Annotated in this window: 19 protein-coding genes; 6 read left to right on the top strand and 13 right to left on the bottom strand. The window is 65.1% G+C overall.

Annotated features, from left to right (window positions below; translation table 11 throughout):
* The first annotated feature begins 95 nt into the window (after window positions 1-95).
* Window positions 96-878, top strand: a complete 783-nt coding sequence (locus FMM79_RS10415) for a universal stress protein (RefSeq protein ID WP_148627440.1) — start codon at window positions 96-98, stop codon at window positions 876-878.
* Window positions 879-1513: 635 nt separating this feature from the next.
* Window positions 1514-3826: a CDC48 family AAA ATPase gene (locus FMM79_RS10410; RefSeq protein WP_148627439.1), complete on the top strand. Its 2313-nt coding sequence runs from the start codon at window positions 1514-1516 to the stop codon at window positions 3824-3826.
* A 133-nt stretch (window positions 3827-3959) separates the two neighbouring features.
* Here the strand turns inward: FMM79_RS10410 and FMM79_RS10405 are convergent, their stop codons facing one another.
* From FMM79_RS10405 to FMM79_RS10390, 4 genes are all read right to left on the bottom strand, one after another.
* The gene (locus tag FMM79_RS10405) at window positions 3960-4745 is read right to left on the bottom strand and encodes a glutaminyl-peptide cyclotransferase (protein ID WP_148627438.1); all 786 of its coding nucleotides are present in this window, start codon (window positions 4743-4745) and stop codon (window positions 3960-3962) included.
* A gap of 48 nt (window positions 4746-4793) precedes the next feature.
* Entirely contained in the window at window positions 4794-6119 is a 1326-nt protein-coding gene (locus FMM79_RS10400; RefSeq protein WP_162528481.1) for a serine hydrolase, read from the bottom strand.
* A 78-nt stretch (window positions 6120-6197) separates the two neighbouring features.
* Window positions 6198-7325 carry a mechanosensitive ion channel family protein gene (locus FMM79_RS10395; protein WP_148627436.1) on the bottom strand — a complete coding sequence of 376 codons (1128 nt, stop codon included), beginning with the start codon at window positions 7323-7325 and terminating at the stop codon, window positions 6198-6200.
* 87 nt (window positions 7326-7412) lie between these two features.
* Window positions 7413-9476 carry a S46 family peptidase gene (locus FMM79_RS10390; protein ID WP_148627435.1) on the bottom strand — a complete coding sequence of 688 codons (2064 nt, stop codon included), beginning with the start codon at window positions 9474-9476 and terminating at the stop codon, window positions 7413-7415.
* A gap of 234 nt (window positions 9477-9710) precedes the next feature.
* Between FMM79_RS10390 and FMM79_RS10385 the strand changes: the two genes are divergently transcribed.
* The gene (locus tag FMM79_RS10385; RefSeq protein WP_148627434.1) at window positions 9711-11588 is read left to right on the top strand and encodes a M3 family oligoendopeptidase; all 1878 of its coding nucleotides are present in this window, start codon (window positions 9711-9713) and stop codon (window positions 11586-11588) included.
* 79 nt (window positions 11589-11667) lie between these two features.
* The gene (locus tag FMM79_RS10380) at window positions 11668-12519 is read left to right on the top strand and encodes a sulfurtransferase (RefSeq protein WP_148627433.1); all 852 of its coding nucleotides are present in this window, start codon (window positions 11668-11670) and stop codon (window positions 12517-12519) included.
* Window positions 12520-12641: 122 nt separating this feature from the next.
* Here the strand turns inward: FMM79_RS10380 and FMM79_RS10375 are convergent, their stop codons facing one another.
* The 8 genes from FMM79_RS10375 to hisS all read right to left on the bottom strand — a co-directional run bounded on the left by FMM79_RS10375 (window position 12642) and on the right by hisS (window position 21778).
* Window positions 12642-13277, bottom strand: coding sequence for a glutathione S-transferase (locus FMM79_RS10375; protein ID WP_148627432.1), 636 nt, complete (start codon window positions 13275-13277; stop codon window positions 12642-12644).
* Complete coding sequence (locus FMM79_RS10370; protein ID WP_371710900.1) at window positions 13274-14317, bottom strand: rhodanese-related sulfurtransferase; 1044 nt, start codon at window positions 14315-14317, stop codon at window positions 13274-13276. Before FMM79_RS10370 ends, FMM79_RS10375 begins: the two co-directional genes overlap by 4 nt.
* 129 nt (window positions 14318-14446) lie before the next feature.
* Window positions 14447-15661: a methionine adenosyltransferase gene (metK, locus tag FMM79_RS10365; protein ID WP_148627430.1), complete on the bottom strand. Its 1215-nt coding sequence runs from the start codon at window positions 15659-15661 to the stop codon at window positions 14447-14449.
* A 45-nt stretch (window positions 15662-15706) separates the two neighbouring features.
* Window positions 15707-17383, bottom strand: coding sequence for an apolipoprotein N-acyltransferase (gene lnt, locus FMM79_RS10360; protein WP_148627429.1), 1677 nt, complete (start codon window positions 17381-17383; stop codon window positions 15707-15709).
* 123 nt (window positions 17384-17506) lie between these two features.
* The gene (locus tag FMM79_RS10355; RefSeq protein ID WP_148627428.1) at window positions 17507-18367 is read right to left on the bottom strand and encodes a DUF4167 domain-containing protein; all 861 of its coding nucleotides are present in this window, start codon (window positions 18365-18367) and stop codon (window positions 17507-17509) included.
* 244 nt (window positions 18368-18611) lie between these two features.
* A complete protein-coding gene (prmC, locus tag FMM79_RS10350) occupies window positions 18612-19460 on the bottom strand; it encodes a peptide chain release factor N(5)-glutamine methyltransferase (protein ID WP_148627427.1) in 849 nt (282 codons plus the stop codon).
* Complete coding sequence (gene prfA, locus FMM79_RS10345; RefSeq protein ID WP_148627426.1) at window positions 19453-20523, bottom strand: peptide chain release factor 1; 1071 nt, start codon at window positions 20521-20523, stop codon at window positions 19453-19455. Before prfA ends, prmC begins: the two co-directional genes overlap by 8 nt.
* A gap of 10 nt (window positions 20524-20533) precedes the next feature.
* Window positions 20534-21778, bottom strand: coding sequence for a histidine--tRNA ligase (gene hisS, locus FMM79_RS10340; RefSeq protein WP_148627425.1), 1245 nt, complete (start codon window positions 21776-21778; stop codon window positions 20534-20536).
* 43 nt (window positions 21779-21821) lie between these two features.
* Here hisS and FMM79_RS10335 point away from each other — a divergent pair, with 43 nt between their 5' ends.
* Together FMM79_RS10335 and ppa are read left to right on the top strand one after the other, a co-directional pair.
* Entirely contained in the window at window positions 21822-23834 is a 2013-nt protein-coding gene (locus FMM79_RS10335; RefSeq protein WP_371710899.1) for a M61 family metallopeptidase, read from the top strand.
* A gap of 198 nt (window positions 23835-24032) precedes the next feature.
* Window positions 24033-24575, top strand: a complete 543-nt coding sequence (gene ppa, locus FMM79_RS10330; protein ID WP_148627423.1) for an inorganic diphosphatase — start codon at window positions 24033-24035, stop codon at window positions 24573-24575.
* A 118-nt stretch (window positions 24576-24693) separates the two neighbouring features.
* Here the strand turns inward: ppa and FMM79_RS10325 are convergent, their stop codons facing one another.
* Window positions 24694-25020, bottom strand: coding sequence for a WYL domain-containing protein (locus FMM79_RS10325; RefSeq protein ID WP_148627422.1), 327 nt, complete (start codon window positions 25018-25020; stop codon window positions 24694-24696).
* Window positions 25021-25200: the final 180 nt, after the last annotated feature.

Raw genomic sequence — 25200 nt, 5'->3', positions numbered from 1 at the left:
CAATCGAACCTTGATTATCAAGACGATGTTTGATCTTCGTCATTGTGAAGAGGAAGCCTTGCCCTAGACTGGGCGGGTAAACGGGAGACCAGACAATGCGCTCGATACTCGTCAATGCGGATCGCAAGCCGGGCAATGATGCCCGCATCGAAACCGCCCTCAACCTCGCCCGCAAGACGGGCGGCCATGTCACTGCGCTCGTTGACACCCCGGTCGCGCGCTACATCGCGATGGACCCGATGGGGGGCAGCTACGTGATCTCCGAGGCCCTCGACAAGGCACGGGCCGAGGACGATGCCTCGGCGAGCGAGATCGAGACCAAGCTTTCGCGCAACGATGTCTCCTTCGATGTTTTGCGCAGTGAAGACGATCCGGTCAGTGCGCTGGGCAGCATTGCGCGTTTGTCGGACGTGACCATCCTTTCGCGTTCGGGCGGCCTGGCGGGTGAACTGGCGCTGGTGTCGGCCACCCCGGTCCTTGTCCTTGCCGATGACACGCCTCTGAAATTCCCGATCCGCCGGGCTTGCATCGCCTGGGACGGCGGTGAGCAGGCCGCCGCCGCGCTGCGCGCCTCGGTGCCGCTGCTGGGGGACTGCCAGATGGTCAAGGTCGTGACGGTGGCTGAAAAGTCGGGTGGTTTTCCCGCCACCGACGCTCTGCGCTACCTCTCGCGCCATGGCATCCACGCCGAGCTCGAAGAGCACGAACGTCGCGGTTCGACCGAGGAGACGTTGGCGGTCGCGGTTAATCAGGCGCACGCCGAGCTGCTTGTCATGGGCGCCTATGGCAAGAGCCGCTTCCGCGAGTTCCTCTTCGGCGGGGTGACCGCCTATTTCCTCGACGAGGAGACCGCGCCGGCGCTGCTCCTGGCCCACTGAGCGACCGTCCGTTTCATCACGGACCTGAAACATGGACAAAGCGGCGCCATCCCTGGAGGGATCGGCGCCGCTTTTGGTGCTGGCTTGTCCTTGGCGGTCACGCGATCGCCGCTCCCACAAATGGTAGCGTTAGCACAGCCAGGCTCGCCAATTGTCAAGGAAGCTCAATAATTTCCGCAGTGCAGCATGGGTTGTCCTGGCAGGCGCCGCGAGACATTTGGGCGAGTTGTGAGCGAAGCAATATCATGAAGGTTGATTCAGGAATTGGAATGGCGGAATTGCGTCTCGAGATGCCGAAATTTGCACCCTTGTATTGCATATTTTGCAATTAACCTTGCCTCCTATGCATCGCGAGCGCGCTATTTCGCACTTGCACAACACCCCGATTCGGGTCATAAGGAACCTGCCTTTCAGGCATCCTCTCCCAAAACTTCCACGACCCGGTCGGCAACGTCCGGGTCTTTTTTTGTCTGCTTAACACGCGTGCATCCGGGGCGATCAACCGGAGCCGTCGCGGGTCAACGGTTCGAAATCGTGTGGGCTCGTTCCTAATTCCTATTCGTGAAACACGTGAGGTCGCGTGCCTTGGCCGAAGTACAGGCGAGGCGCGCGGACCGTTCTTGGAAAGGACAGACATGGTCGACGCCGAATCAAGGGTCGAGGATCGCACGGTGCGGCTGCAGGTTGCGGCCGGACGTCAGGAAGAAAGCGGCCAGGGGATTGCCCGGCTCAGCCGCGAAGCGCTCTCCGCCATCGGAGCTATGGAGGGCGACGTTCTCGAAGTGACCGGAAAGTCGGTCACCGTCGCACGCGCCGTGCTGGCCTTCCCGGAGGACGAAGGGCTCTCCGTCATTCGCCTCGATGGCCTCCAGCGCGGCAATGCCGAAGTTGGCTCAGGCGATCATGTCACCGTGCGCAAGGCCGAATCGCGCCCCGCCCAGCGGGTCGTCTTCGCGCCCGCGCACAAGGATATGCGCCTGCAGGGGCCGTCCATCGCGCTCAAGCGCAACTTCTTTCAGCGCCCGATGGTGCAGGGCGATCTTGTCGCCACCGCCGGGCAACAGCAGGTGGCGGACATTCCCCCGCAGCTGCGGCGCATGTTCAACGCGCCCGCCTATTCGCTGACCCAGATCCGTCTCAACGTCGTCTCGACGACCCCGCGGGGGATCGTCCACATCGACGAGAACACCGAGGTTGAACTGCGCGAGACCTTCGAGGAAGCGCACGAGCCGCGCGGCGATGTCAATTACGACGATGTCGGCGGGATGGAGGACACCATCCGGCAGTTGCGCGAGATGGTCGAACTGCCGCTGCGCTATCCCGAACTGTTCACCCGTCTCGGTGTCGCACCGCCCAAGGGGGTGCTGCTGCACGGACCTCCGGGGACCGGCAAGACCCGTCTTGCCCAGGCGGTCGCCAACGAGAGCGAGGCCAACTTCTTCTCGATCAATGGCCCCGAGATCATGGGGTCGGGCTATGGCGATAGCGAAAAGGCGCTGCGGGAGGTGTTCGAAGAGGCCACCAAGGCTGCGCCTGCGATCGTCTTCATCGACGAGATCGATTCGATCGCCCCCAAGCGCGACCAGGTCCACGGCGAGGCGGAGAAGCGCCTCGTCGCGCAGCTGCTCACGCTGATGGATGGCCTGAACAGCCGTGCCCATGTCGTCGTCATCGCCGCCACCAACCGCCCCGACGCCATCGATGAAGCACTGCGCCGTCCTGGCCGCTTCGACCGCGAGATCGTGATCGGCGTGCCGGACGAGCGGGGGCGCCGTGAAATCCTCACCATCCACACCCGCGGCATGCCGCTGGCCAAGGAAGTGAGCCTCAAAGAACTGGCGCGCACCACGCACGGCTTCGTCGGCGCGGATCTGGCCGCGCTCACCCGTGAGGCCGCGATCGAGGCGGTGCGTCGGATCATGCCGAAACTGGATCTCGAAGCCCGCGCGATTCCGCCCGAAGTGCTCGAAAACCTGTCGGTCGAGCGCGACGACTTCATCGCGGCGCTCAAGCGCGTGCAGCCCTCGGCGATGCGCGAGGTCATGGTACAGGTCCCGAACATTGGCTGGGACGACATCGGCGGGCTAGACGCAGCGCAGACACGCCTCAAGGAAGGGATCGAGCTGCCGCTCAAGAACCCGGCCGCGTTCCATAAGATGGGTATCCGCTCGGCCAAGGGTTTCCTGCTTTATGGTCCTCCGGGCACGGGCAAGACGCTTCTCGCCAAGGCGGTCGCCAAGGAGGCTGAGGCCAACTTCATCTCGATCAAGTCTTCTGACCTGCTCTCGAAGTGGTACGGTGAGAGCGAGCAGCAGATCGCCCGCCTCTTTGCCCGCGCGCGCCAGGTCGCCCCGTGTGTCATCTTCATCGACGAGATCGACAGCCTGGTGCCCGCTCGCGGCATGGGCGGTGGGCTTGGCGAGCCGCAGGTGACCGCGCGGGTGGTCAATACGATCCTCGCTGAAATGGACGGCATGGAGGAACTCCAGTCGGTGGTCCTGGTGGGGGCAACCAACCGTCCGGGCCTTGTCGACCCGGCACTTCTGCGCCCTGGCCGCTTTGATGAGCTGGTCTACGTCGGCACGCCCGATACGGCAGGCCGCGCGCATATCCTGGGCATCCACACCGAGGCCATGCCGCTGGCTGAGGACGTCGCGCTTGATGTCATCGCCGAGCGGACTGAGCGCTACACCGGCGCGGACCTTGAGGATTTAGTGCGCCGCGCGGGTCTCCTCGCCATCCGTCGCGAAGGGGCGCAAGTCGACAAGGTGACCATGGCCGACTTTGAGAACGCGCTTGAAGACAGCCGGGCCTCGGTCTCGGCCGAGATGGAGGAGGAGTACGCCAAGATGCAGAGCGAGCTCAAGAGGCGCGCGATGGAGGTGGCGCCGCTGGGCTTCATTACGCCAGGCATGGTCGAGTCTACGCGGGAATTGAAGCACGGGTAGAAGAGGGTATCCGAGGGCCAGCGCCCTTGGATGCCGCAAACTGTCGTTCTCCCCTTTCGCGCGGCAGCTCGGCTAAGAAAGGGAGTTGGACAGGTATGGGGTCAAGGGTCAATGGCCCCTTGGATATTCTTCTTTACGGGCAATCTGGCATGATCTGGTAGAGCGTGTCCCAGTTTTTGCCCGTCACGAAGATGCGGTCCTTCTTCGCGTCCCAGGCGATGCCATTGAGGACATCGTCGGCGGTGCGCGCGCCGCTCTTCGCGGTGAGGCCGGAAAGGTCTACCCAACTTTTCACCACGCCCGTTTCGGGATCGATGCGCGCGATCCGCTCGGACATCCACACGTTAGCCCAGATCTCCCCGTCGATCCATTCCAACTCGTTGAGCCGTGCGACCGGGCGGCCTTGGTCCGTGACCTCGAGCGTGCCGGTCGACGCGAAGGTTTCCGGATCGCGCAAAGTGATGCGGCTTGATCCGTCGCTCTGGTAAATCGTGTCTTCGTGAATGGTGAGGCCCCAGCCTTCGCCCGCGACGGGGAAGAGCTTGATGGGCTTGAGCGTCGTGCGATCCCAGCGATAGGCCATTCCGTCACGCCAGGTGAGGCTGATGACCTGGTCGCCCCAGGCAACGCTTCCCTCGCCGAAGAAGGTCGGGTCGAGCGCGCCTTCGACGAGCGGCGTCGTGCTTTGCAAGGTGCGCTTGAAGACGCGCGAGCGCCCCTTGCGTCCGGTGCTTTCGTAGAGGACACCGTCAGTGAAGAAGAGCCCCTGGGTGAAGGCTTCCGGATCGTGGGGATAGCTCTCCTCGATCGTGAAGCCGCAGACGGGGGCGGGAGCCGCCTCCGCGCCGCAGCCGCTGGCGAGCGGAAGGAGGGCAAGGGCGAGGAGAAGGGCCCTGGGGGCACGCGGGACACGGAGCATGATGCTGTGCTGCCTAACCCCTTCACCTTGCGCAAGGCTGAATTGCGATCAGCCTGTGACCGCCAGTTCGAGTGCGCGCGTGAACAAGGCCTGGAAGCGCGCCTCGTCCACGCCCGCACGCGGATCGTTGAGGCTGGCTGTCACGACCATCCAGCGCCCGCTCCGATTTTCGAGCAGGACCGTCATGTTGACGACGCCGGGTTCCGATCCGCCCTTGAAGCCCGCGTAGTCCACCTCTCCTGTCAAACTCGCCGCAGGGCCCGGATTGAGCGCGAGGATGCGCAGCGCCTCGCGGCCGTTCGCGCTTTCCTGACGGCCCTTGAACCAGCGCATCGCGCGCGCGAGGTCAGCGGGCGAGGCGAACCATTCGAGTCGCTCGATCATCACAGGGTGTCCGTTGGCAAAGAGATCGCCCACCGCGCGGCCGGGCACATCGGCCACGTCGCCCGCCAGTATGGCGCGCCGTCCGTTGATATCCTGCGCCAGATAATGGCGTCCCAGAGCGCCTGCGTTGACGCCTTTCAGCTTGAAGGCCTCCATCGTCGACAGGAAGGGTATGTTGCGTGCGCCATTGGTGAACCCGATGCGGGCCTGCATGGCCTCGATGCGGGTGCGGCCAAGTTCGGCGAGGAGCACGTCGGTCGCGGAATTGTCGCTCACCCGGATCATCTCCTCGGCGAGCCGGCGCAGCCTGACCTGCGTGCCCGGCGGCATGGCGCGAAAGCCCCCAGCAGGAAGTTCCCTACCGTCCAGTGTGATCGTGTCGGACCATTCGCGCACGCCGTTATCGATTTCGCGCACCAGTTCGGCCAGGATCACCAGCTTGAAGGCCGAGCCAATGGCGAGCGGACGTTCGCCGCGCAGCGCCACGGCGGGGCTGTCCTCGTCCAGGTTCTGCACCAGGAACCCGGCCTCGCCGGGCATGGCGGCAAAGGCCGCGGCCACTTCGTCGAGGCTGGCAAGCCCGGCAATGTCTGTGGGCATGATGCCGGTCACCCGCAATCCGGTGACCTGCCCCGGGGGCTGGGGTGAAAGTGCGATCCAGGCCCGCGCTGTCCCCTTTTCGAAGGTGAGGCGCAGGGTGGCCTCGTGCTCGCCGAATGGTGTCACGTGTTCGATGCCCCTCGCCATGCCAAGCTGGCGTTGGAGCGAGGCGATCAGGGCCTGTATCTGCACGTCGGGCACAGCCTTGCGAAAGGAGGCCGCGAAGGTCGTGGCGGGATCACCGCCGCCGTTCAGGATGGTGAGGATTTCCGCGCTGCGCTGGCGCAGTTCCTGGGAAACCGGAAAATCGTCCGAGGCGCTGGTGATATTGAGCGGGGCGCTCACCAGAAGGGCGAGGCCCGCTGCGGCCCGCAAAGCCTTTCGTGCCATTTGCCACATTGCCGCTCCCCTTTCGCGCAGGGGGCAGCATGCCGGGAACGCCCCTATCTGGCAAATAGGGGCAAATACCTATTGCGCGGCCATCTGAGCCATGGCCGCGCCCGAGGGCGCGCCGAGCGGGGCCGTCTCGACCGGCCCGACGGGCAGCAGGCGGCTGCGCACGATGGCCTCGGGCATCTCGGCAGCGAGCCACTGAATCAGGGCTTCGCGCACATCGCAGCGCAGGTCGAAAAGGGTAGGGCTGTCCTTGGCGGTGAGGAGGAAGCGCACCTCGATGGCATCGCGGGTCAGCTCGGTAATCTGCATATGGCGCACCCGGCCATCCCAGCGCTCGTTCGCCGCGACGATCTCCATGAACTTGTGCCGAATCGGGTCGAGCGGGGTCGCCGGATCGACGTAGAGCAGGATCGTGCCCATCAGCTGCGAAGTGGTCTTGGTCCAGTTCTGGAAGATCTCTTCCAGGAACTTGTTGGTCGGGACCACCAGACGCCGCTCGTCCCAGACCTTGACGACGACGTAGGTGGTCTTGATCTCCTCGATCCAGCCCCATTCGCCACCCACTATCACCGCATCGCCGATCACGACGGGCTCGGTCAATGCCATCTGGAAGCCGGAAATCAGCGCCTTCAGTGCCGGCTGCGCAGCGGCGCCAACGGCAAGGGCAGCCAGACCGGCCGAGGCCATCAGCGTCACGCCGATGTCGCGCACGCCGGGAATGGAGAGCAGCATCAGAGCGATGGTCAGGAACACGATCACGAACGTCGCGATCCGTCCGAAGATCGTGAGGCGCGTGCGGCGGCGGCGGTTGCGGCGGTTGTCCGCCATTGAGATGTCGGTACGCAACACCATGGCCTCGACGAAGGCGTTGAGGATCGCCAGCGCCATCCAGCCCACCATGAGCGGCATGATCAGCCCGCCGATCCGTTCCCACATGGCTTCGAGCGCGGGCGTCTCGCGCGCGGCGAGGACAAGCGCGAGGGAGACCAGCGCCCAGCGGCTGGGCCGGGCGAGGCGCTTGATCACCAGGTTGTCGGAATCGCTCTCGCTCGCCTTGGCAAAGCGCCGGAGCAGCCGGAACAGCAGGGCATGGATGAAGAGCGCGACCGCAACCGCGAAAACGGCCACGATGAGAGCGACGATCGTTTGTTGCAGCCAATCCGGCAGCTCACCGATCAGGTCCTGAAGCAAGTCGGTCATGGGTATGAAACTATGCTGCAGCGCAGCGGTTGCAAGCGCGAAGGGGCCCTTTGACGAAATCCGCCCCTACGCGCCTGCACTATCAATCTACTTCGCGGCGAGTTCCTTCACGATGCGCGGGGCGGGGTAAATCGTTTCCAGCGCTTCCTGGAGCGCGGCAGTGGAGACGACGACGGTGCGGTTGAGCACTGGATCATACCCGTAGTTGCCGCCGAGCGAGTGGATATTGCCGTCAAAGGCGGCGCCGATCACGGTGCCGGCCTTATCGATCACCGGCGAGCCCGAGTTGCCGCCGATGATGTCGTTGGTGGTCACAAAGTCGTAGGTGACGCTCTTGTCGATGGCGCTTTCCTTGGCTGCAAACTGGCTGGGCAGGTCGAAGGGTTCGGCGCCCGTCGCACGTTCGAAGGTGCCGCCCATGGTGGTCTGGAAGGGCACCTCGTTTCCGCGCTCGGTCCAGCCTTTCACGCGGCCGTAGCTGATGCGCAGGGTGAAGGTGGCGTCGGGGTAAAGGCTGTCGCCATAGGCCGCAAAGCGCGCGTCGGCGAGCTTGGCGCCGGCCTGCGTGACCGGCCCGGCATAGGCCTCGTCAACCTTCTGCTTGAGCGCGCGCTGGTTGGCGTCAAGTTTCAGGGCGTACTGGATCATCGGATCGTCCGAGGCCTCAATCGCGGCAAGCCCCCCGTCCCATAACTGCTTGCGATACGCCGGATCGGCCAGCTTCGTGCCCGCGACAAGACGCTCGGACAGGCCTTCGGGACTTTCCTTGCCGAGGAGCAGGCGGGTCTGCGGATCATCGACCCCCAGGTATTCGCGCGCCTTCGAGAGGCTCCAGGCCATCTGCAATTCGTCGAGCCAGGGGTAGACTGGCGCTTCGTCGAGCAGGCGCTTCTCGGTCAGCGGCAGGGCGCTGTCGGTGTAGCCGGGAAGGCGCTCGGCGTTGGGCTTGGCGCGTTCGGTCGCGCCTGTCACGAGGGCCTGCGCGTAGCTGTAGAGCGTGCCCGAGGGGGCCTCGTAGCGGTAGGGGATGTAGAGCGTGCGGTAGGCCTCGGCCGCCGCGTCCACCTGCGCCCAGGGATCACCGATGGCCGCGTTCCCCGCGCTTTTCGCCTTCAGGTCCGCTTCGGCCTTGGCCAGTTTGGCCGTGAAGGCGGGATCGTTCAGCGCCTTGGTGCGGCCGATGTAGACCTTGAGGCTGTTCTCGACGCCGCTCAGCAGGTCGAGGCCCTCGCGCGCGTGCTCGGGGCTTTCCTCCATCGCGCGGATCAGGCGGCCGCGCAGTTCCGAGAGGGTCGCCACGGTGATCGGCAGGCGCACCTCGCGCTCGAAGGCGAGCTGGCTCAGCGTGTAGAGGCGCGAAGTGGAGCCGGGATTGCCGACCACGAATGTCGCCTCGTCGGCCTTGGGCGTACGCGGGTTCCAGGTGAGGTGGGCCGGCGTCTTCACCGGCTTGCCATCCTCGTAGGCGCGCAGGAACGAGCCGTCGAGCGAGTAGCGCGGGAAGTTGAAGTTGTCGGGGTCGCCCCCGAAGGTCGCCGCGCGGTCCTCGGGCGACCAGACGAGGCGCACGTCGGAATACTTGCGGTAGGTATAGAGCTTGTACTGCCCGCCGCCGAACAGGGTGACGACCTGGCAGCGGAACTTGGCGGTGTCGGGGCAGTTGGCCGCCTCGATCTCGGCGATCCTGGCGTCGCGCGCCTTGGTCAGCGCTTCGCCGGTAAGGGCGCCGATGGCCGTTTTTACCTCGCCCGTCACGTCCTCGATCTTGGTGACGACCTCGGCTTGCTGGCCTGGGCATTTCTTCTCGTCGCGCAGCGAGGCGGCGATGTAGCCGTGTTCGAGCAGGTCGTTGTCGCCGGTCGAATTGTCGTAGAGGCACGAGGCGACGCAGTGGTGGTTGGTGAGGATGAGGGCCGCATCGGAAACGAAGCTCGCCGAGCATCCGCCGGTCAGGCGCACGGCCGAGGCGCGCACCGTGTCGAGCCAGGCTTGGTCCGGGGCCCAGCCATAGTCAGCCTGCATCTTATCGGCGGGGAAACCGTCGAAGGTCCACATGCCCTCATCGGCACGGGCGGTGGTCGACGTGGCGGCGAAAAGCAGCGACAGCGTGGCGGCGCTGGCGGCGTGAAGCGATGTCGTACGGGCGATCATGTCAGGGGTCCTCCTCCTGGGAATAGCCCGGATTTCCTCAAGGAACGCGGCCAAGTCCAGCGCAAAGCATATCAGGGGTGGGGATAGGGATACAGTGTAACCTGCCCCATCGATGAAATGCCCACCCGGATCGACCAACGACACACCATGGCTTGTATCGCGGTCATGAAACGGTAGCCTCCCGCGCCATGGTCCTGCCCATCCCAACCCACGGCCTGAAAAGGATTATCCAAGATGTTCGCACCTGACCGCCGCCAGGCCCTGGCGCTTGCCGCCAGCCTTCCCCTTGCCGCTTCGCTCACGGGGTTTGGCGCCGCGCACGCAAACGAGGGGGGCACGGGATCGGGCGCCAGCTGGGACCTGACCGACCTGTTTCCCGACCTCGAAGCCTGGGACGCGGCGCGCAAGGCCGTGCTGGCCGCCCTGCCGCGCCTTGCCGCCTACAAGGGGACGCTGGGGACGAGTGCGCAGGCGCTGGCGCGCGCGCTGGACGATATCTCAGTGACCAAGCTCAAGGCGATGCGGGTCTACGTCTATTCCTCGCTTCAGGCCGACGAGGACGTGCGCGCGCCCGCCCCGCAGGAGCGCGAGGCACAGGCGCGCGACATGTTCAGCCAGATGGGACAGGCGACGGCCTGGGTGGACCCGGAGGTCCTGGACCTGGGCGAAGAGACGATCGAGCGCTTCATTGCCGAAGACGAAACGCTGAAGCGCCGCTTTGCCTTCCCCTTGCGCGATACGCTGCGCCGCGCCGAGCATATTCTCGACGATCAGGGCGAGGCGATTCTCGCCTCAGCCTCGGCGGCGCTCGCAGGGCCGGGCAGCGTGCGCGACCAGCTTGTCGCCTCGGACATTCCCTGGCCCACGGTCACGCTGTCGGACGGGCGCGAGGTGCGCCTTGATTCGCAGGGTTATTCGCATAACCGCGACGCGCCGAACCGGGCCGACCGCAAGCGCGTTTTCGACAGCTATTGGAGCGCATTCAAGGGCTACGAAGGCTCGCTTGGCGCCGCGCTTGCGGCCAAGCTCAGGGGCGATGTGTTTGAGGCCGAGAACCGGGGGTACGAGAGCTGCCTTGCCATGGCGCTTGCCGCCAACCGCATTCCCGAAGGGGTCTACCGCAGCCTCGTGTCGGAGGTGAACGCGGGGCTGCCGCAGCTTCACCGCTACTTCCAGCTGCGCCGCCGGATGCTCAATCTGCCCGACATCCACTACTACGACATCTATCCCCCGCTGGTGCAGATGGACCGGACCTTCACGCTGGGCGACATGCGCACTATTGCGCTGGAAGCCCTGAAGCCGCTGGGCCGTGATTACGTGCAGGTAATGGGCGAGGCGACCGCGAAGAAGTGGATGGATCCCTTCCCCCGGCCGGGCAAGCGCGCAGGCGCCTACATGAACGGGGCGGTCTATGACGTGCACCCCTATCTCCTCCTCAACCTGTCCGAGAACTTCGACGGAGTCTCGACCTTCGTACACGAGTGGGGTCACGCGATGCACACGCTGATCGCGGCCAAAGCCCAGTCTTACGAAACCGCACGCTATCCTACCTTCCTCGCCGAAATCGCCTCGACCGCGAACGAGGTTTTCCTGACAGAGTACATGCTGGAACGGGCGCAGACGAAGGAAGAGAAGCTCTATTTCCTGGGCATGCGTCTGGAAGGCCTGCGTGGCACGTTCTACCGCCAGACCATGTTCGCCGAGTTCGAACTCAAGATCCACGAGAGGACCGAGGCCGGCGAGGGGCTTTCGGGCGCGAGCATCAGCCGCGTCTATGGCGAGATCCTGAGGCGCTACCACGGGCCCGATTTCACCATTGATGCGCTCTACGAGATGGAATGGGCGATGATCGGCCACTTCTACCGCTTCTTCTACGTCTACCAGTACGCGACCTCGATCACGGCCGGGACCTGGTTCGCGCGCTCGGTGCTCGACGGTGGCAAGGCCGAGCGGGAGAATTTCCTCGGCGTGCTGCGCGCCGGGGGCTCGGACTATCCAACCGATATCCTGAAGCGCGCCGGGCTCGATATGGCTTCGCCCCCGCCCTACCGCGATCTCGTTGCCGGGTTCGGGCGCACTCTTGATGAAATCGAGGCACTTCTGGACGCCTGAGCGTATGGGGCGGGCGGCTGGTGGCGGGCGCGTGCAATCGCGCTGGCCGCAGGCTTCCGGCTCGGGTAACATAACGTCCATGACCCACCGCACGCTTATTTCCGCCGATGAACTCAAGGCCTTGCTCGATGCTGAGGCCGATATCCTGATCCTCGACTGCGCGTTCGACCTCGCCCATCCGAAGAACGGTCCGGCGGTGTTCGAGACCGGCCACGTGCCCGGCGCGCGCCACGCGCATCTGGAGCATGACCTCTCGGGAACGCCGTCCGGCAGCAACGGGCGCCATCCCTTGCCCACGCGCGAGGCGTTTGCGGCGTGGCTGCGCGGGCAGGGGCTCTCCAACGGCCAGCAGGTCGTGACCTATGGCGGCATGGGCAATGCCGGTGCGGCACGGGCCTGGTGGATGCTGCGCTGGATGGGGCACGCCGAAGTCGCGGTTCTCGACGGCGGGCGCGACGCCTGGATCGCGGCGGGCCACGAACTGGAAACGGGCAAGGCCGCCGAAGTGCGGGCCGAGGGCGATTTCACAGCGGGCGTACCGCTGGTGGCCGGTACCGTCGATGCGGACGATGTCCTTGCCAACATCGACACGCACGATGCCCAGATCCTCGACGCGCGCGACCCGGCGCGCTTTCGCGGCGAGCCCAGCCCCAACGATGTGGTATCCGGCCATATTCCGGGCGCGAAGAACCGCTTCTTCCAGAACAACCTCAACGACGACGGGACCTTCCGCGCGGCGTCCGAACTCAAGGCCGACTTCGAGGCGCTCCTGGGCGATGCCCCGGCGATCCTGCAGTGCGGTTCCGGCGTGACCGCGTGCCAGAATGCGCTCGCCATGGAGATCGCGGGAATTCCGGGCGCCTTCGTCTACATCGGCTCGTGGAGCGAGTGGACCAGCGATCCGGCGCGTCCCATCGCGACCGGCGCGTAAGATAGACCTAGTCCCAGACAGGGCGACATCACCTCTCTCGTCTGCCATGGCGCAAGCAAAGTGATGTCGACAGTTCGAGGAGTGCGAGGGCGATGGTCCTCGAATTCTTCTTTTCTTTGTCTCTATGTCCCGAACCACACCGGCTCATCACCCGGCTGCCAGGGCGTGTACTTGGTCATCACCGAGGTGAAGAGTTCGGACGCCAGGTGCCCATCGAGCCAGGCGCGCAGGGCGGGAAAGTCCTGCGCGTCGAACCAGGCGCGGTCGGTCGCGGCGAACTGGCGGATGAAGGGCATGATCGCCATGTCGGCCAGGCCGCGGCGGTCGCCGCACAGCTGGCCGTTCTGCGCAATGTGCGTGTCCAGATCGCGCAGGCTTTCCAGCGCGCTCTGCCGGTGGGTTTCCGGATCGCTGCCATGGCGCTCGGGGTACTTGTAGCGGTCGAGGTCGTGCTTGAAGGGGCCGTCGTTGCGCGCGATGAGCTGGGCATCGCCGCGCTGCAGCCAGCCTTCGGGGTCGCTGCGTTCGAGTGCCCAGTGCATCACCTCGAGACTTTCCTCGACCACTTTGCCATCGGGGAGGACCAGCACGGGCACGGTGCCCTTGGGTGAGGCCTTCAGCATCGCGTCGGGCTTGTTCGCCAGCTTCACCTCGCGCAGTTCGCAAGCGATGCCCGCCACGCGCAGCGCCAGCCTTGCGCGCATGGCATAGGGGCAGCGGCGAAAGCTGTAGAGGACAGGCGGCACGGGGCTGGTCATGCCGGGTCGGGAATGTCGGCGGGCGTATCGGCGGAGGTATCTGCTGGGTGGGCGCGGGCCTGCGCGGCGGCGCCTACATGCTCCTCCCCGCGCGCACGGGCGAGGAGTTGCTGGCGCTGGCGTTCGCGGTAGCGTTCGCGCTGCTCGTCGGTGCGTTCATCGTGGCAGTGCGGGCAGGCGACGCCTTCCTCGAACAGCGGCGAGGCACGGTCCTCGGCGCTCAGCGGCAGGCGGCAGGCGTGGCACAGCGTGTAGTCGCCCTGTAGCAGCCCGTGGCCGACCGAGACGCGGTTGTCGAAGACGAAGCATTCGCCTTCCCACAGGCTGTTCTCGGGCGCGACGGTCTCCAGGTATTTCAGGATGCCGCCCTTGAGGTGGTAGACCTCGTCGACGCCCTCCTGCTTGAGGAACGCGGTGGACTTTTCGCAGCGGATGCCGCCGGTGCAGAACATGGCGACCTTCGGCGGGGCCTTGCCTTCGCCCAGAAGCTTTTCGCGCTGTTCGCGAAACCAGACCGGAAATTCGCGGAAGGAGGCGGTTTCAGGATCGATCGCGCCCTTGAAGGTGCCAATCGCCACTTCGTAATCGTTGCGCGTGTCGATCAGGATTGTGCCGGGATCGGAAATAAGATCATTCCAATCCTCGGGCGCCACGTAGGTGCCGACGGTGGCGAGGGGATCGGTGCCCGGCTCGCCCATGGTCACGATCTCGTTCTTGAGGCGTACCTTCATGCGCAGGAACGGCATCTCGCGCGCGCCCGAGAACTTGACGTCGAGATCCGCGCAGCCGGGCAGCGCGCGGATATGCGCAATGACACGCTCGATCCCGGAGTGCGTGCCCGCGATGGTGCCGTTGATGCCTTCGTGTGCGAGAAGCAACGTGCCCCGGATGCCCTCCTCCTCGCACAGCGCGGCGAGTGGCGCGCGCAGGGTGGCATGGTCGTCAAAGGGCGCGAACTGGTAGAGCGCGGCGACGCAGATCGGCGCATTGTGCGCGGCGGTGGACAGCTCGGGCCGGGAAGGATCGGAAGGGCTCATCATGCGCGGCCCCATAGCGCAAAGCGGGCCCTGCGCGAAGAGGGCGCCCTGTCACGAATGGCAGATGCACGAAGTCCGGCGACCGCATGCGGTCGCCGGACCCTGTGTTCTGACGCGCGAAGGCAGCTGGTGTTAGGCCAGTGCGGCCTTCAGGTCGTCGATAAGGTCGGTGCGCTCCCAGGGAAACAGCTCGCCCTCGGGCTTGCGACCGAAGTGACCATAAGCCGCCGAGGTCGCGTAGATCGGCTTGTTGAGGCCGAGGCCAACGCGGATGCCGCGCGGGGTAAGGCCACCCAGCTTGTCGCCCGAAACCTTGGTGAGTGCCGCTTCCAGCGCCTCTTCGGAGACAGTGCCGGTGCCGTGCAGATCAACGTAGAGCGAGAGCGGTTTGGAGACGCCGATCGCGTAGGAAACCTGGATCGTGCAGCGCTTGGCGAGGCCCGCGGCCACGACGTTCTTGGCGAGGTAGCGGGTGACGTATGCAGCCGAGCGGTCGACCTTGGTCGGGTCCTTGCCCGAGAAGGCGCCGCCGCCGTGCGGGGCTGCCCCGCCGTAGGTGTCGACGATGATCTTGCGGCCGGTGAGGCCTGCGTCGCCGTCCGGACCGCCGATCTCGAACGTGCCGGTCGGGTTGATGTGGTAGACGGTTTCGTCCGAGATCAGGCCGTCGGGCAGGACGTCGGAAATGACCTTCTTCACGTAGGCCTTGAGCTCGGCTTCCTTTTCGCCCTCGTCATAACCCGGCTTGTGCTGGGTCGAGAGGACGACTGCGGTCGCGGCGACGGGCTTACCATCCTTGTAACGCAGCGTGACCTGGCTCTTGGCGTCCGGTTCAAGGAAGGGCGCGGCGCCCGAGTGGCGGTCGGCCGAGAGCTGTTGCAGGATCTTGTGGCTGTAGTCGAGCGTGGCGGGCATGAGATCGTCGGTCTCGTCGCAGGCGAAGCCGAACATGATGCCCTGGTCGCCCGCGCCTTCGTCCTTGTTGCCGCTCGAATCGACACCCTGCGCGATGTGCGCGGACTGGGCGTGGAGGTAATTCTCGAAGTCGAAGGTCTCCCAGTGGAAACCGTCCTGCTCGTACCCGATCTTCTTGACGGTCTCGCGCACGACCTTCTCGATTTCTTCGAGAGCGCCATCGGCCCAGGCGCCGTTCTCATAGACGCCCTTGCAGCGGATCTCGCCAGCGAGGACGACCTTCTGGGTCGTGGTCATGGTCTCGCAGGCGACGCGCGCCTCGGGATCCTTGGACAGGAAAAGGTCGACGATTGCGTCCGAAATCTGGTCCGAAACCTTGTCGGGATGGCCTTCCGAGACGCTCTCGGATGTGAAGACATAGTCGCTACGCATAGAGTCACCTGGGATATAAAGAAATCTTTAAGTGCGGTTCCTGCTCTACCTGCGACGGCTGCGAAGTGCAACCATGGAAAGGGAAAGAAGCGAAAGAATGCCTGCTAATGCGAGCGGAATGGCGTTGCCCAGGCGGGCAAAAAGCGTGGGTTCGTGGGCGGGCGGGATGAAGCCGTCGAGCCGTCCGGCGGTGTGGCGCGGCACGAATTTGCGCACGATGCCGTCCGCGTCGATCACCGCGCTGATGCCGGTGGTGGTCGCGCGCAGGATCGGCAGGCCCTCCTCGAGAGCACGCAGGCGTGCCTGTGCCAGATGCTGGGGCGGGCCCCAGGCGCCGAACCAGCCGTCATTGGACGGGTTGAAGATGTAGTCGGGCCGGTGCGCGGGGTCGACCACGGCGCCCGAGAATACGATCTCGTAGCAGATTTGGACGCCGGCGCGCCCGTACCGGCCCAGGTCGATAGTGCGCGCGCCGGGGCCCGGCCAGAAATCGAGCGTGCCGGGTACAAGGCGCGAGAGGCCGATCGGCTCGAGCAGGCTGCGCAAGGGGAGGTATTCGCCAAAGGGCACCAGGTGCGCTTTGGAATAGCTGGCGAGGATATCGCCGCCCCCGTCGAGCACGGTGACCGAATTGCGCGCGGCAAGGTTGTCATCGCCCTTCATCACCAGGTCGACGGCGCCGGTCATCAGCCGGCTGTAGGGGCCAATGATGCGCCCGATACGCTCGCGCGAGAGCTTCGGGTCTCCGGCATAGGTGAACATGCGGTAGACGTAGGGGGGGTAGCCGTCGCGAATGTAGTCGCCCAGGCCCGACTCGGGCCAGAATACCATGCGGCGACGGCCTGGAACCTGCGGCAGAGAGAGCCGGGCCAGCTTGATGAAGCTGGCCTCGAACTGGCGCGGGTCGTCGATGAATTCCTGCCGGATATCGGGCTGGACGAGGGTGTAGCGCACTGTGCCTTCGGCTTGGTGGGCCCAGCGATCGGGGAGGCTGAGCAGGATGGCGAGCGCCCCGAGGATCGCGCAGGGGGGGAGGGCGCAGGCAATGCGTCCCGGTTTCCCGCGCGGGGCTGCGAGCCGCACGAAGAACCCGGGTAGGGCGGCCAGGACGCACAGCAGGCCGGACAAGCCGTAGCTACCGATCCAGGGCGAGAGCAGCGCCAGTCCGCGGTTTTCGAACGATCCCAGCAGCGCAATGCCGAGCGGGTTCCAGGCAAAGCCGGTGAAGAGCCAGCCGCGCAGCCATTCCGAGATGATCCAGGTCGCAGCGAAGGCGAGCGCCAGCGGGAAGTATGGCAGCGAAGGGCACACCCCGTGGGCGGGCAAGGGAGCTGGAATGCGGCGCTGGACGAGCAGGCGTGCGGTCAGGCTGGCGAGAGCTGGGAACAGGGCGAGGTAGGTCGCGAGAATGACCACCGCCATGCCGCCGAGCCAGGCCGGCATATTGGCCTGGTAGGTGAAAGCCGTGGCGATCCAGTTGTTGCCAAGAGCGAAGTGCCCAAGGCCGAAGAACCAGCCCAGCGCGAAGGCTTCGCGGGGCCTGGGGCTGCGGGCCACCAGTTCCAGCAGTACCGCGATGCCCAATAGCGTCAGGGGCCAGAGCGCGAGCGGCTGGAAGCCGCAGGCGGCTGTGGCACCCGCGGCAAGTGCCGGAATGCGGGGGGAGCGCCAAAGCGCATGAAGGCGTCGTGGAAGGGACGCGTCGTGCCGAGGGGAAGCCATCGGCGAGGGGTTTTAGTGGGGCGCGCCCGGGACGCAAGCAAACTCGCGCGGCAAGGAGCGCGGGCAGGCACGGATTTTGCTGAAAAGGGGTTCGGCCGGGCACGGGGCCCGGCCGGGAAAGGATCAGGCCTCGGCTTCGGCAGCGCTGGAGGCCGCGTCATCGTTCGAGACAGTCTTGCGGGTAGTGCGGCGGCGGGTGCGGGGCTTGGCCTCGCCCGCGTCGTCACCGGCCACTTCGCCAGTGCTTTCCACGTCGGGCGCGCTCTTGGCGGCCGACTTGCGGGTGCGGGTGGTCTTGGGCTTGTCGCCAGCCGGAGCGGCCTTCTTGGCGCGGGTGCGCTTGGCGGGCTTGTCCTCCGCAGGTGCCTCGTTGTCCGCGTCGCTCTCCTCGCCACTTACGGGGATGGAGGGCGGAAGGACGCTCGAATCGAAGCCGGTGTCCGCGCTCGCCTCGTTGCTTTCCTCGTCCTTGCCACGGCGCGGCTTGCGGGTCTTGGTGCCCGAGCGGTTGTCGCGCACGAAGGGGTTGTCGGCGGGTTCGTAGAACGAGCGGGGCCGCTCCTCGCCGTCGTCGGATGCGTCCGATCCGTCCGTGCTGGGGCGGGTGTCGTTCGAGGAGGCGTCGCTACGGCGCGGGGTGTCGCGCGGGCGCTCACGGCCACTGTCGCGGCCATTGTCGCCATAGCTGTCCGAAGAGTCGCTGTCGTCCTGGCCGCGATCATCACGACGCGGCTGGCGGGCCTCTTCCTGTCGCTGCTTCTGGTCCGCGATCACCCGGAAGTAGTGGTCCGCGAACTGATGGTAGTACTCTTCCTGGACGCGATCGCCGTTGAGCATCGCGTCGTGGGCCAGCTTCTTGTACTTCTCGAGCAGCTGGGGCGCATTGCCGCGCGCCCGGCTGTCGATGCGGTTCATTTGCTGGCCGTTCTGCTGGCGATTGTTACCGCGGCCACGCCTGCGGTTATTACCACGATTGTTATTCAAGGATAATTTTCCTCAAAACCCCTGGCATCCACTCGATCACGAGCAGGATTGCCGAATGTCGCATGACACGGCGGGCCCCCCGGCTGCCGAGACTTATACATTTGCTTCAATGCTGTCCGATGAGAGGGACACTACCCGCAAATGCTGGGAGTGAACCGGGTTATGGGGAAAAATCATCCATCAACCGGTTCGCAGCAATCCATAGGCACTCCAAAGAGCGATTCCAAGTTAAATCTTGCCCGTATCAGTGGACAATGTGCGAAAATGCGATGACGCGCGGCCGATCTGCCAGATCTCGATAGAGTCGTGTCGAAAGATTTACCGCCTTCCCCAGGGCCATTACGGCCTCGGCCTGGGTGTAGCCGATCTCGACGAGCGCAAGGCCGCCCGGGGTAAGCAGGTCGGGCAACTGGGGCACGAGTATACGGTAGTCATCGAGCCCGTCTGGGCCGGAGAAGAGCGCTCCCGCGGGCTCGAAGGCATGAACCGAGGTGTCGAGTTCGGCGTCGTCCTCCACGTAGGGCGGGTTGGCAAGGATAAGATCGAAACGGCCCAGGTCTGTGCGCCAGTTATCCCGCGTCCAGTCGATCCGGCGAAACGCCGCGCGCTCTCCAGCGGCTTCGGGGTGGCGCGCGGCGTTTGCAGCCCCCACGGCCAGCGCATCGCCGGAACGATCGATGCCAAGGCCCTCGGCTTTGCGAAACAGCGAAAGCGTGGCGATGAGAAGCGCGCCCGATCCGGTGCCAAGGTCCAGAATGCGCTGCGGGGGATGGTCCCCGAGCGCCGTGCGTGCGGCCTCGATCACCGTCTCGCTGTCGCCGCGCGGGATCAGGACGGCCGGGGAGACGGCGAGCTCCAACCCGTAAAAATCGGTCGATCCCACAATGTAAGCGACTGGCTCATGGGCCTCCCGGCGTGCAACGAGTTGGGCGAAGCTTTGAGGCTCGGGATCGCGCATGTGGTGCAGGAGCAACTGCGAGCGCGTGGCCTTCAAGGCATGCGCCATGAGCACTTCGGCGTCGAGCCGGGCAGTGTCGCTGGTGGCGGCCAGGCGTTCGGTTGCCGCGCGCAGCGCGGCCGCGACATCAGCCATCCATCGCGGCGAGGCGCTTGGCTTCGTCCTCGGCGATGAGTGCGTTGATAAGCTCGCCAAGTCCTGTGCCCTCCAGCACTTCGGGCAGGCGGTGGAGCGTCAGGTTGATGCGGTGATCGGTCACGCGCCCCTGCGGGAAGTTGTAGGTGCGGATGCGTTCCGAACGGTCGCCCGAGCCGACCATGGCCTTGCGCGCCTCGGCCTCGGCCCCTTGCGCCTCGTCGCGCATCTTCTCGTAGAGACGCGCGCGCAGGACCTGCATGGCCTTGGCCTTGTTCTTGTGCTGCGAGCGCTCGTCCTGGCAGGTGACGACGATGTCGGTCGGAAGGTGGGTGATGCGCACGGCCGAATCGGTGGTGTTGACGTGCTGCCCGCCCGCCCCGCTTGCCCGGTAGATGTCGATCTTGAGGTCCTTGTCCTCGATCTGGACGTCGACCTCGGTGGGTTCGGGAAGGACCGCGACGGTGGCCGCCGACGTGTGGATGCGCCCACCCGATTCGGTGACGGGCACGCGCTGCACGCGGTGTACCCCGCTCTCGAACTTGAGCTTGGCAAAGACGCCCGTGCCCGTGACATTGGCGACGACTTCCTTGAAGCCGCCGACATCGCTGGCGTTCGCGCTCACCATTTCGACCCGCCAGCCCTGTTCGGCGGCGTACTTCTCGTACATGCGGTAGAGGTCGGCGGCGAAGAGCGCGGCCTCGTCGCCGCCCGTGCCCGCGCGGATTTCCAGCATCGCGGGGCGTTGGTCAGCCGAATCGCGCGGCAGCATGGCAATGGCGAGCTGGCGCTCACGCTCGGGCAGTTCGCCCTTGAGACGCGCCACTTCCTCGGCGGCCAGCGCGCGCATCTCGGGGTCGCTCTCTTCCATGGACTGGATATCGGCGAGCTCGCCGCGCATGGCCGCGACTTCGGCCGCGACGCGCGCGACCGGCTCGAGTTCGGCGTAGTCGCGGCTGGCCGCAACGAAGGCGTCGCCCTCCAGCGTGCCCGAAGCCAGGCGCGCTTCGAGCTCGCCGAAGCGATGCGCGATCTGGCGCAGGCGGTCGTCGGACAGGATCATGCGTCGCGGCTCACGGATGGATCTGCTGGAGAACCTGCTCGACCGCAAGCGATTCCGCGCTCGGCTCGGAGGTTTTGACGTTCGCGGTAGGCACGCCGTCCTTCACGATGAAGGAGACGATCACCTGGGCGCCCGCCTTCACGGCCTTGTCGTAGCGCTTGCGCGCCGAGCCGTTGGCGATCATCTCGGCATCGATACCCTGGAAGCGCAGCGCAGTAATCGCCTTCTGCGCGAAGGACAGGGCGGAGTCGTCTTCGACCGCGAGCACGCAGGTGAGCTGGCCGTGCGGCACGAGGCCGGCATCCGCGACCAGCATGGCGAGGCGCTCGATGCCCGCGGCCCAGCCCACAGCCGGCGTGGCAGGACCGCCCAGCGCTTCGAGCAGGCCGTCGTAGCGTCCACCGCCCAGTACGGTCCCCTGCGCGCCAAGGCGATCGGTGACGAACTCAAAGGCGGTGTGGCGGTAGTAGTCGAGCCCGCGCACCAGCGAAGGCGTGCGCACATAGCGCACCGAGGCCGCGTCGAGCCCCTGCTTGACCGCGCCGAAGAAGTCCTGCGCGGCGCTTGACAGGAAATCGTCGATCTTGGGCGCATCGGCGGTGAAGGGCTTGTCACGTGGGTCCTTGGAATCAAGAATGCGCAGCGGGTTGCGCTCGAGGCGTTCCTGCGAATCTTCGGACAGTTCGGCGAAGTGGTCGCGGAAGTATTCGATCAGCGCGGCGCGCCAGGCTTCCCGGCTTTCGCCGTCGCCCAGCGTGTTGAGCTGCAGCGTGATTTCGTCCGCGATCCTCAGTTCCTTGAGAAGTTGGTCGGCCATGACGAGGAGTTCAACGTCGAATGTGGGCTCGGCCGCGCCGATCATCTCGGCGTCGATCTGGTGGAACTGGCGGTAGCGGCCCTTCTGCGGGCGCTCATAGCGGAAGATGGGGCCGTGCGTCGCGATCTTGAGCGGGGCAAACTGCTTCCATCCATTGGTGAGGTAGGCCCGCGCCAGGCCAGCGGTAAACTCGGGGCGCAGGGTCAGCGATTCGCCGCCACGGTCGTCGAACGAGTACATTTCCTTGGAGACGACGTCCGTCGTCTCGCCCAGCGAGCGGGCGAACACCGGGGTCTTCTCGAAGACCGGCATTTCCACGCGGTGGAAGCGGTACAGGCGGCGCATGCGCTCGAAGGTTGCAACGACGTGGGCGAACGCTTCGGCGTCGGCGCCAAAGATGTCCTGGGTTCCGCGAATGGCCTGTGGTGTCTTGCTCATCGCGCGCGCTTAGCCCGAATGCGGAAAAGGATAAAGTGCGCGATTGAAACGCGCCATTTACAAGGTTGCCAATCGGCGCGCGGCGCGGGTAGGTGTACGCGTAATGAAGTATCATACCGCGCTCGTTTCGCTCTCCGCTCTCCTTTTCGCCTCTTCGGCCCTCAACGCCCAGGACGCGGCCCGCTCCACCCCGATGGCTCCGGACCTTCCGCCCGCGATGCCCGCGGCGCAGGATGTCGACTATGCTGGCACCGTCTCGCTCGACATCGACGCGACCGATGTGGCGCGCGGCGTCTATTCGGTCACGCAGGTCTTCCCGGTCGCGGCCGGAACGAAGAACCTGATCCTGATGCAGCCGGGCTGGCTGCCGGGCAACCACTCCGAGACCGGCCCCTACTCGCTGCTGGCGAACTTCCACTTCTACGCCGATGGCAAGGAAATTCCCTGGGTGCGCGACACGGTGGCGGTGAACGCCTTCCACCTCGCCCTGCCCGAAGGCACCAAGGCGGTGACCGCCAGCTTCGTGCACACCTCGCCCGTGCGTGGGAACGAGGGGCGCATCACCATGACGCGCGAGATGCTGAACCTGCAGTGGGAGAAGATGAGTCTCTACCCGGCAGGCTATTACACCCGCCGCATTCCCTACAAGGCGACCGTCAAGGTACCCGCGGGCTGGGATGTCTTCACCGCGCTCGACGGCAAGGTGCGCAGCGGTGATACGTTGACTTGGGACGTGACCGACTACCAGCGCCTCGTCGATTCGCCGATCTTTGCCGGCAAGTACGCGCAGAGCTGGAACCTGGGTCACGACGTCACCATGAACGCGGTGGCCGACAAGCCCGAACTGCTGGGCATTGCACCCGAGCACATGGAATACTACCGCCACCTCGTCGATGAGGCGCTGGCGACGTTCGGTGCGCGCCACTTCGATACCTACGATTTCCTCCTCGCGCTGACCGACCGCATGGGCGGCATCGGGCTTGAGCACCACCGTTCGAGCGAGAACCAGTACGAGCCCAAGGCATTCATCGACTGGGATGCGATGGACTGGGATCACAACGTGATCGCGCACGAGTTCGTGCACAGCTGGAACGGCAAGTACCGCCGCCCGGCCGATCTGTGGACGCCCGACTATCAGCAGCCCATGCAGAACACGCTGATGTGGGTCTACGAAGGCCAGACCCAGTTCTGGGGTTACATCCTGGCCGCGCGTTCGGGCGTGCAGTCCAAGCAGACCGTGATCGATCAGTTCGCGGTGGCCGCGGCCAAGTACCTTGAAGGAACTCCGGGCCGCAGCTGGCGCTCGGTCGAGGACACCACCAACGCGCCGCAGCTGGCGCGCCGCCGTCCCCTCCCGTTCGTCTCGCTCACCCGCAGCGAGGATTACTACGTCGAAGGTGCGCTGACCTGGCTGGAAGCCGACCAGATCATCCGCAGCGGCACCAAGGGCAAGAAGGGCCTCGACGACTTCGCCAAGGCCTTCTTCGGCATGCGCAATGGCGACTGGGGTGAACTGACTTACGACTTCGACGAAGTGGTCGAGACGCTGAACGGGGTCTACGCCTACGACTGGGCCGACTTCCTGAAGACGCGCCTCTACAAGACCAACCAGCCTGCACCGATGCGTGGCATCGAGATGGCCGGTTACAAGCTGGTCTGGAAGGAAGAGCCCAACTCCTACGAGAAGGGCCGTGCCGGTTACTCCAACTCGCTCAACCTGACCTATTCGCTGGGCGTCGGGCTGAGCGCCGACGGCACGGTCGGCAGCTCCTTGTGGGATTCGCCTGCTTTCGATGCCGGGCTCGTCAACGGAAGCCAGATTGTCGCCGTGAACGGTGAGGCCTACAGCGCCGACACCATCAAGAAGGCCATCACCGCAGCCAAGACCGGCAATGCGGGGGCCGATAAGCCGATCGAACTGCTGGTCAAGCGCGGCGATCACTACGAGACGGTGGCGATCGACTACCACGAGGGCCTGCGCTTCCCCTGGCTGGAAAGCACCACGCCGGGCAAGGAAAACGGCTTCGACCGTCTGCTTGACGCCCGCACGCGCTGAAGCGTGATGCTGGAGCCTAGACCAAGGTCGGGTTCCAAGAGATATAAGTCAATTGTTAAGAGCGGGGGCCTTCCAGGCTCCCGCTCTATCCATTCGTGTGGATACAAGGTTGTTGCGGCCTTCCCGGTGCGCCGCTAAGCCGCGTTCCACTGAGATTACTATCGATACTTTGTTAAGTGTCTAAGAAGAAGGACGACCATGCGCATCGACATGATTCCCGTTGGGGACAATCCGCCGGAAAGTCTCAACGTCGTCATTGAGGTTCCCGTCGGCGGTGAACCCGTGAAGTACGAGTTCGACAAGGAGTCGGGTGCTCTTTATGTCGACCGCATCCTGCACACGCCGATGCGCTACCCGGCGAACTACGGTTTTGTGCCGCACACGCTGTCGCCTGACGGCGATCCGCTTGACGCACTGGTCATCGCGCGCTCGCCCTTCATCCCGGGCTGCGTCGTGCGCGCGCGTCCGATCGCGGTGCTCAACCTTGAGGACGAGCATGGTGGCGACGAAAAGCTGCTGTGCGTACCGGTAGATTCAACTTTCCCTTACTATATCGACGTAAAGGAAAAGGCAGATCTTCCCGAGATCCTGCTGGCCCAGATCGAGCACTTCTTTACGCACTACAAGGACCTCGAAAAGGAAAAGTGGGTGCGCGTGGGCACCTGGGGCGGCGCAGCCGATGCGCGTCAGATCGTGCTCGAAGCGATTGAACGCTATGAAGAGTCGAAGGCGAAGGCCTGATTCGCTCTTTTACGAGGTCCACTCCCCCATGTGGAACGAGGGTCGGCGGCGCAAGTCGTCGACCCTTTGCATTTGGGGGAGAGGCGCGGAGAGGTGGCGGTAGGCGGCCGCGTACCGATCAGGCGGTGACGGTGAACACTTCCTCGTCGGTTTCGCGCGGCGGGGCCGGGTCGAAGTCGGGCAGGGGCTCAAACATCTCTTCGGTCACCAAGAGGTTGGAAAGCCCGTCAAGTTTGAAGTGCCCGAGGCGCCGCTCTTCCTCGCTGCGCCAGTTCTTGTTCGGGTTGAACGCGCTGAGAAACAGCTCGTCGTGGCGGCTGAACAGGCGGTGCGGGGCAAGCAGCATCTCGGTGCCGTTGTACTCGGCGCGGATGTGGCGCCTGAGGGCAATGGCCTCGATCAGCTTGCGTTCGTTCGTGGCGTCGGTCTGGGGTGCGGTCGGCATGGGGCGCCATAATGGGCAGGTATGGCCAGCGATACAAGCGGGAAAGGTGCTGCGAAGGCTGCAAGCGTGATGCCGTTTGCGGTATCCGTCGTGCGCGGTGTGCAGGTGATCGCCCGGGTTTGTGCAGGTGCGTAGTAAATGTATGCGGCCGCAAGTTATGCGATGTATTTACCGCAAATA

Origin of the sequence: Novosphingobium sp. BW1, assembly GCF_008107685.1 — a bacterium.
In the GTDB taxonomy this organism is placed as follows: domain Bacteria; phylum Pseudomonadota; class Alphaproteobacteria; order Sphingomonadales; family Sphingomonadaceae; genus Novosphingobium.
Note: the sequence above shows the minus strand (reverse complement) of the source record. Positions and strands in the feature narration are given on the sequence as shown.

Coding starts and splice junctions, on each gene's coding strand:
- FMM79_RS10415 (WP_148627440.1), top strand. CDS start 96: ATGCGCTCGATACTCGTCAATGCGGATCGCAAGCCGGGCAATGATGCC.
- FMM79_RS10410 (WP_148627439.1), top strand. CDS start 1,514: ATGGTCGACGCCGAATCAAGGGTCGAGGATCGCACGGTGCGGCTGCAG.
- FMM79_RS10405 (WP_148627438.1), bottom strand. CDS start 4,745: ATGCTCCGTGTCCCGCGTGCCCCCAGGGCCCTTCTCCTCGCCCTTGCC.
- FMM79_RS10400 (WP_162528481.1), bottom strand. CDS start 6,119: ATGGCACGAAAGGCTTTGCGGGCCGCAGCGGGCCTCGCCCTTCTGGTG.
- FMM79_RS10395 (WP_148627436.1), bottom strand. CDS start 7,325: ATGACCGACTTGCTTCAGGACCTGATCGGTGAGCTGCCGGATTGGCTG.
- FMM79_RS10390 (WP_148627435.1), bottom strand. CDS start 9,476: ATGATCGCCCGTACGACATCGCTTCACGCCGCCAGCGCCGCCACGCTG.
- FMM79_RS10385 (WP_148627434.1), top strand. CDS start 9,711: ATGTTCGCACCTGACCGCCGCCAGGCCCTGGCGCTTGCCGCCAGCCTT.
- FMM79_RS10380 (WP_148627433.1), top strand. CDS start 11,668: ATGACCCACCGCACGCTTATTTCCGCCGATGAACTCAAGGCCTTGCTC.
- FMM79_RS10375 (WP_148627432.1), bottom strand. CDS start 13,277: ATGACCAGCCCCGTGCCGCCTGTCCTCTACAGCTTTCGCCGCTGCCCC.
- FMM79_RS10370 (WP_371710900.1), bottom strand. CDS start 14,317: ATGATGAGCCCTTCCGATCCTTCCCGGCCCGAGCTGTCCACCGCCGCG.
- metK (WP_148627430.1), bottom strand. CDS start 15,661: ATGCGTAGCGACTATGTCTTCACATCCGAGAGCGTCTCGGAAGGCCAT.
- lnt (WP_148627429.1), bottom strand. CDS start 17,383: ATGGCTTCCCCTCGGCACGACGCGTCCCTTCCACGACGCCTTCATGCG.
- prmC (WP_148627427.1), bottom strand. CDS start 19,460: ATGGCTGATGTCGCGGCCGCGCTGCGCGCGGCAACCGAACGCCTGGCC.
- prfA (WP_148627426.1), bottom strand. CDS start 20,523: ATGATCCTGTCCGACGACCGCCTGCGCCAGATCGCGCATCGCTTCGGC.
- hisS (WP_148627425.1), bottom strand. CDS start 21,778: ATGAGCAAGACACCACAGGCCATTCGCGGAACCCAGGACATCTTTGGC.
- ppa (WP_148627423.1), top strand. CDS start 24,033: ATGCGCATCGACATGATTCCCGTTGGGGACAATCCGCCGGAAAGTCTC.
- FMM79_RS10325 (WP_148627422.1), bottom strand. CDS start 25,020: ATGCCGACCGCACCCCAGACCGACGCCACGAACGAACGCAAGCTGATC.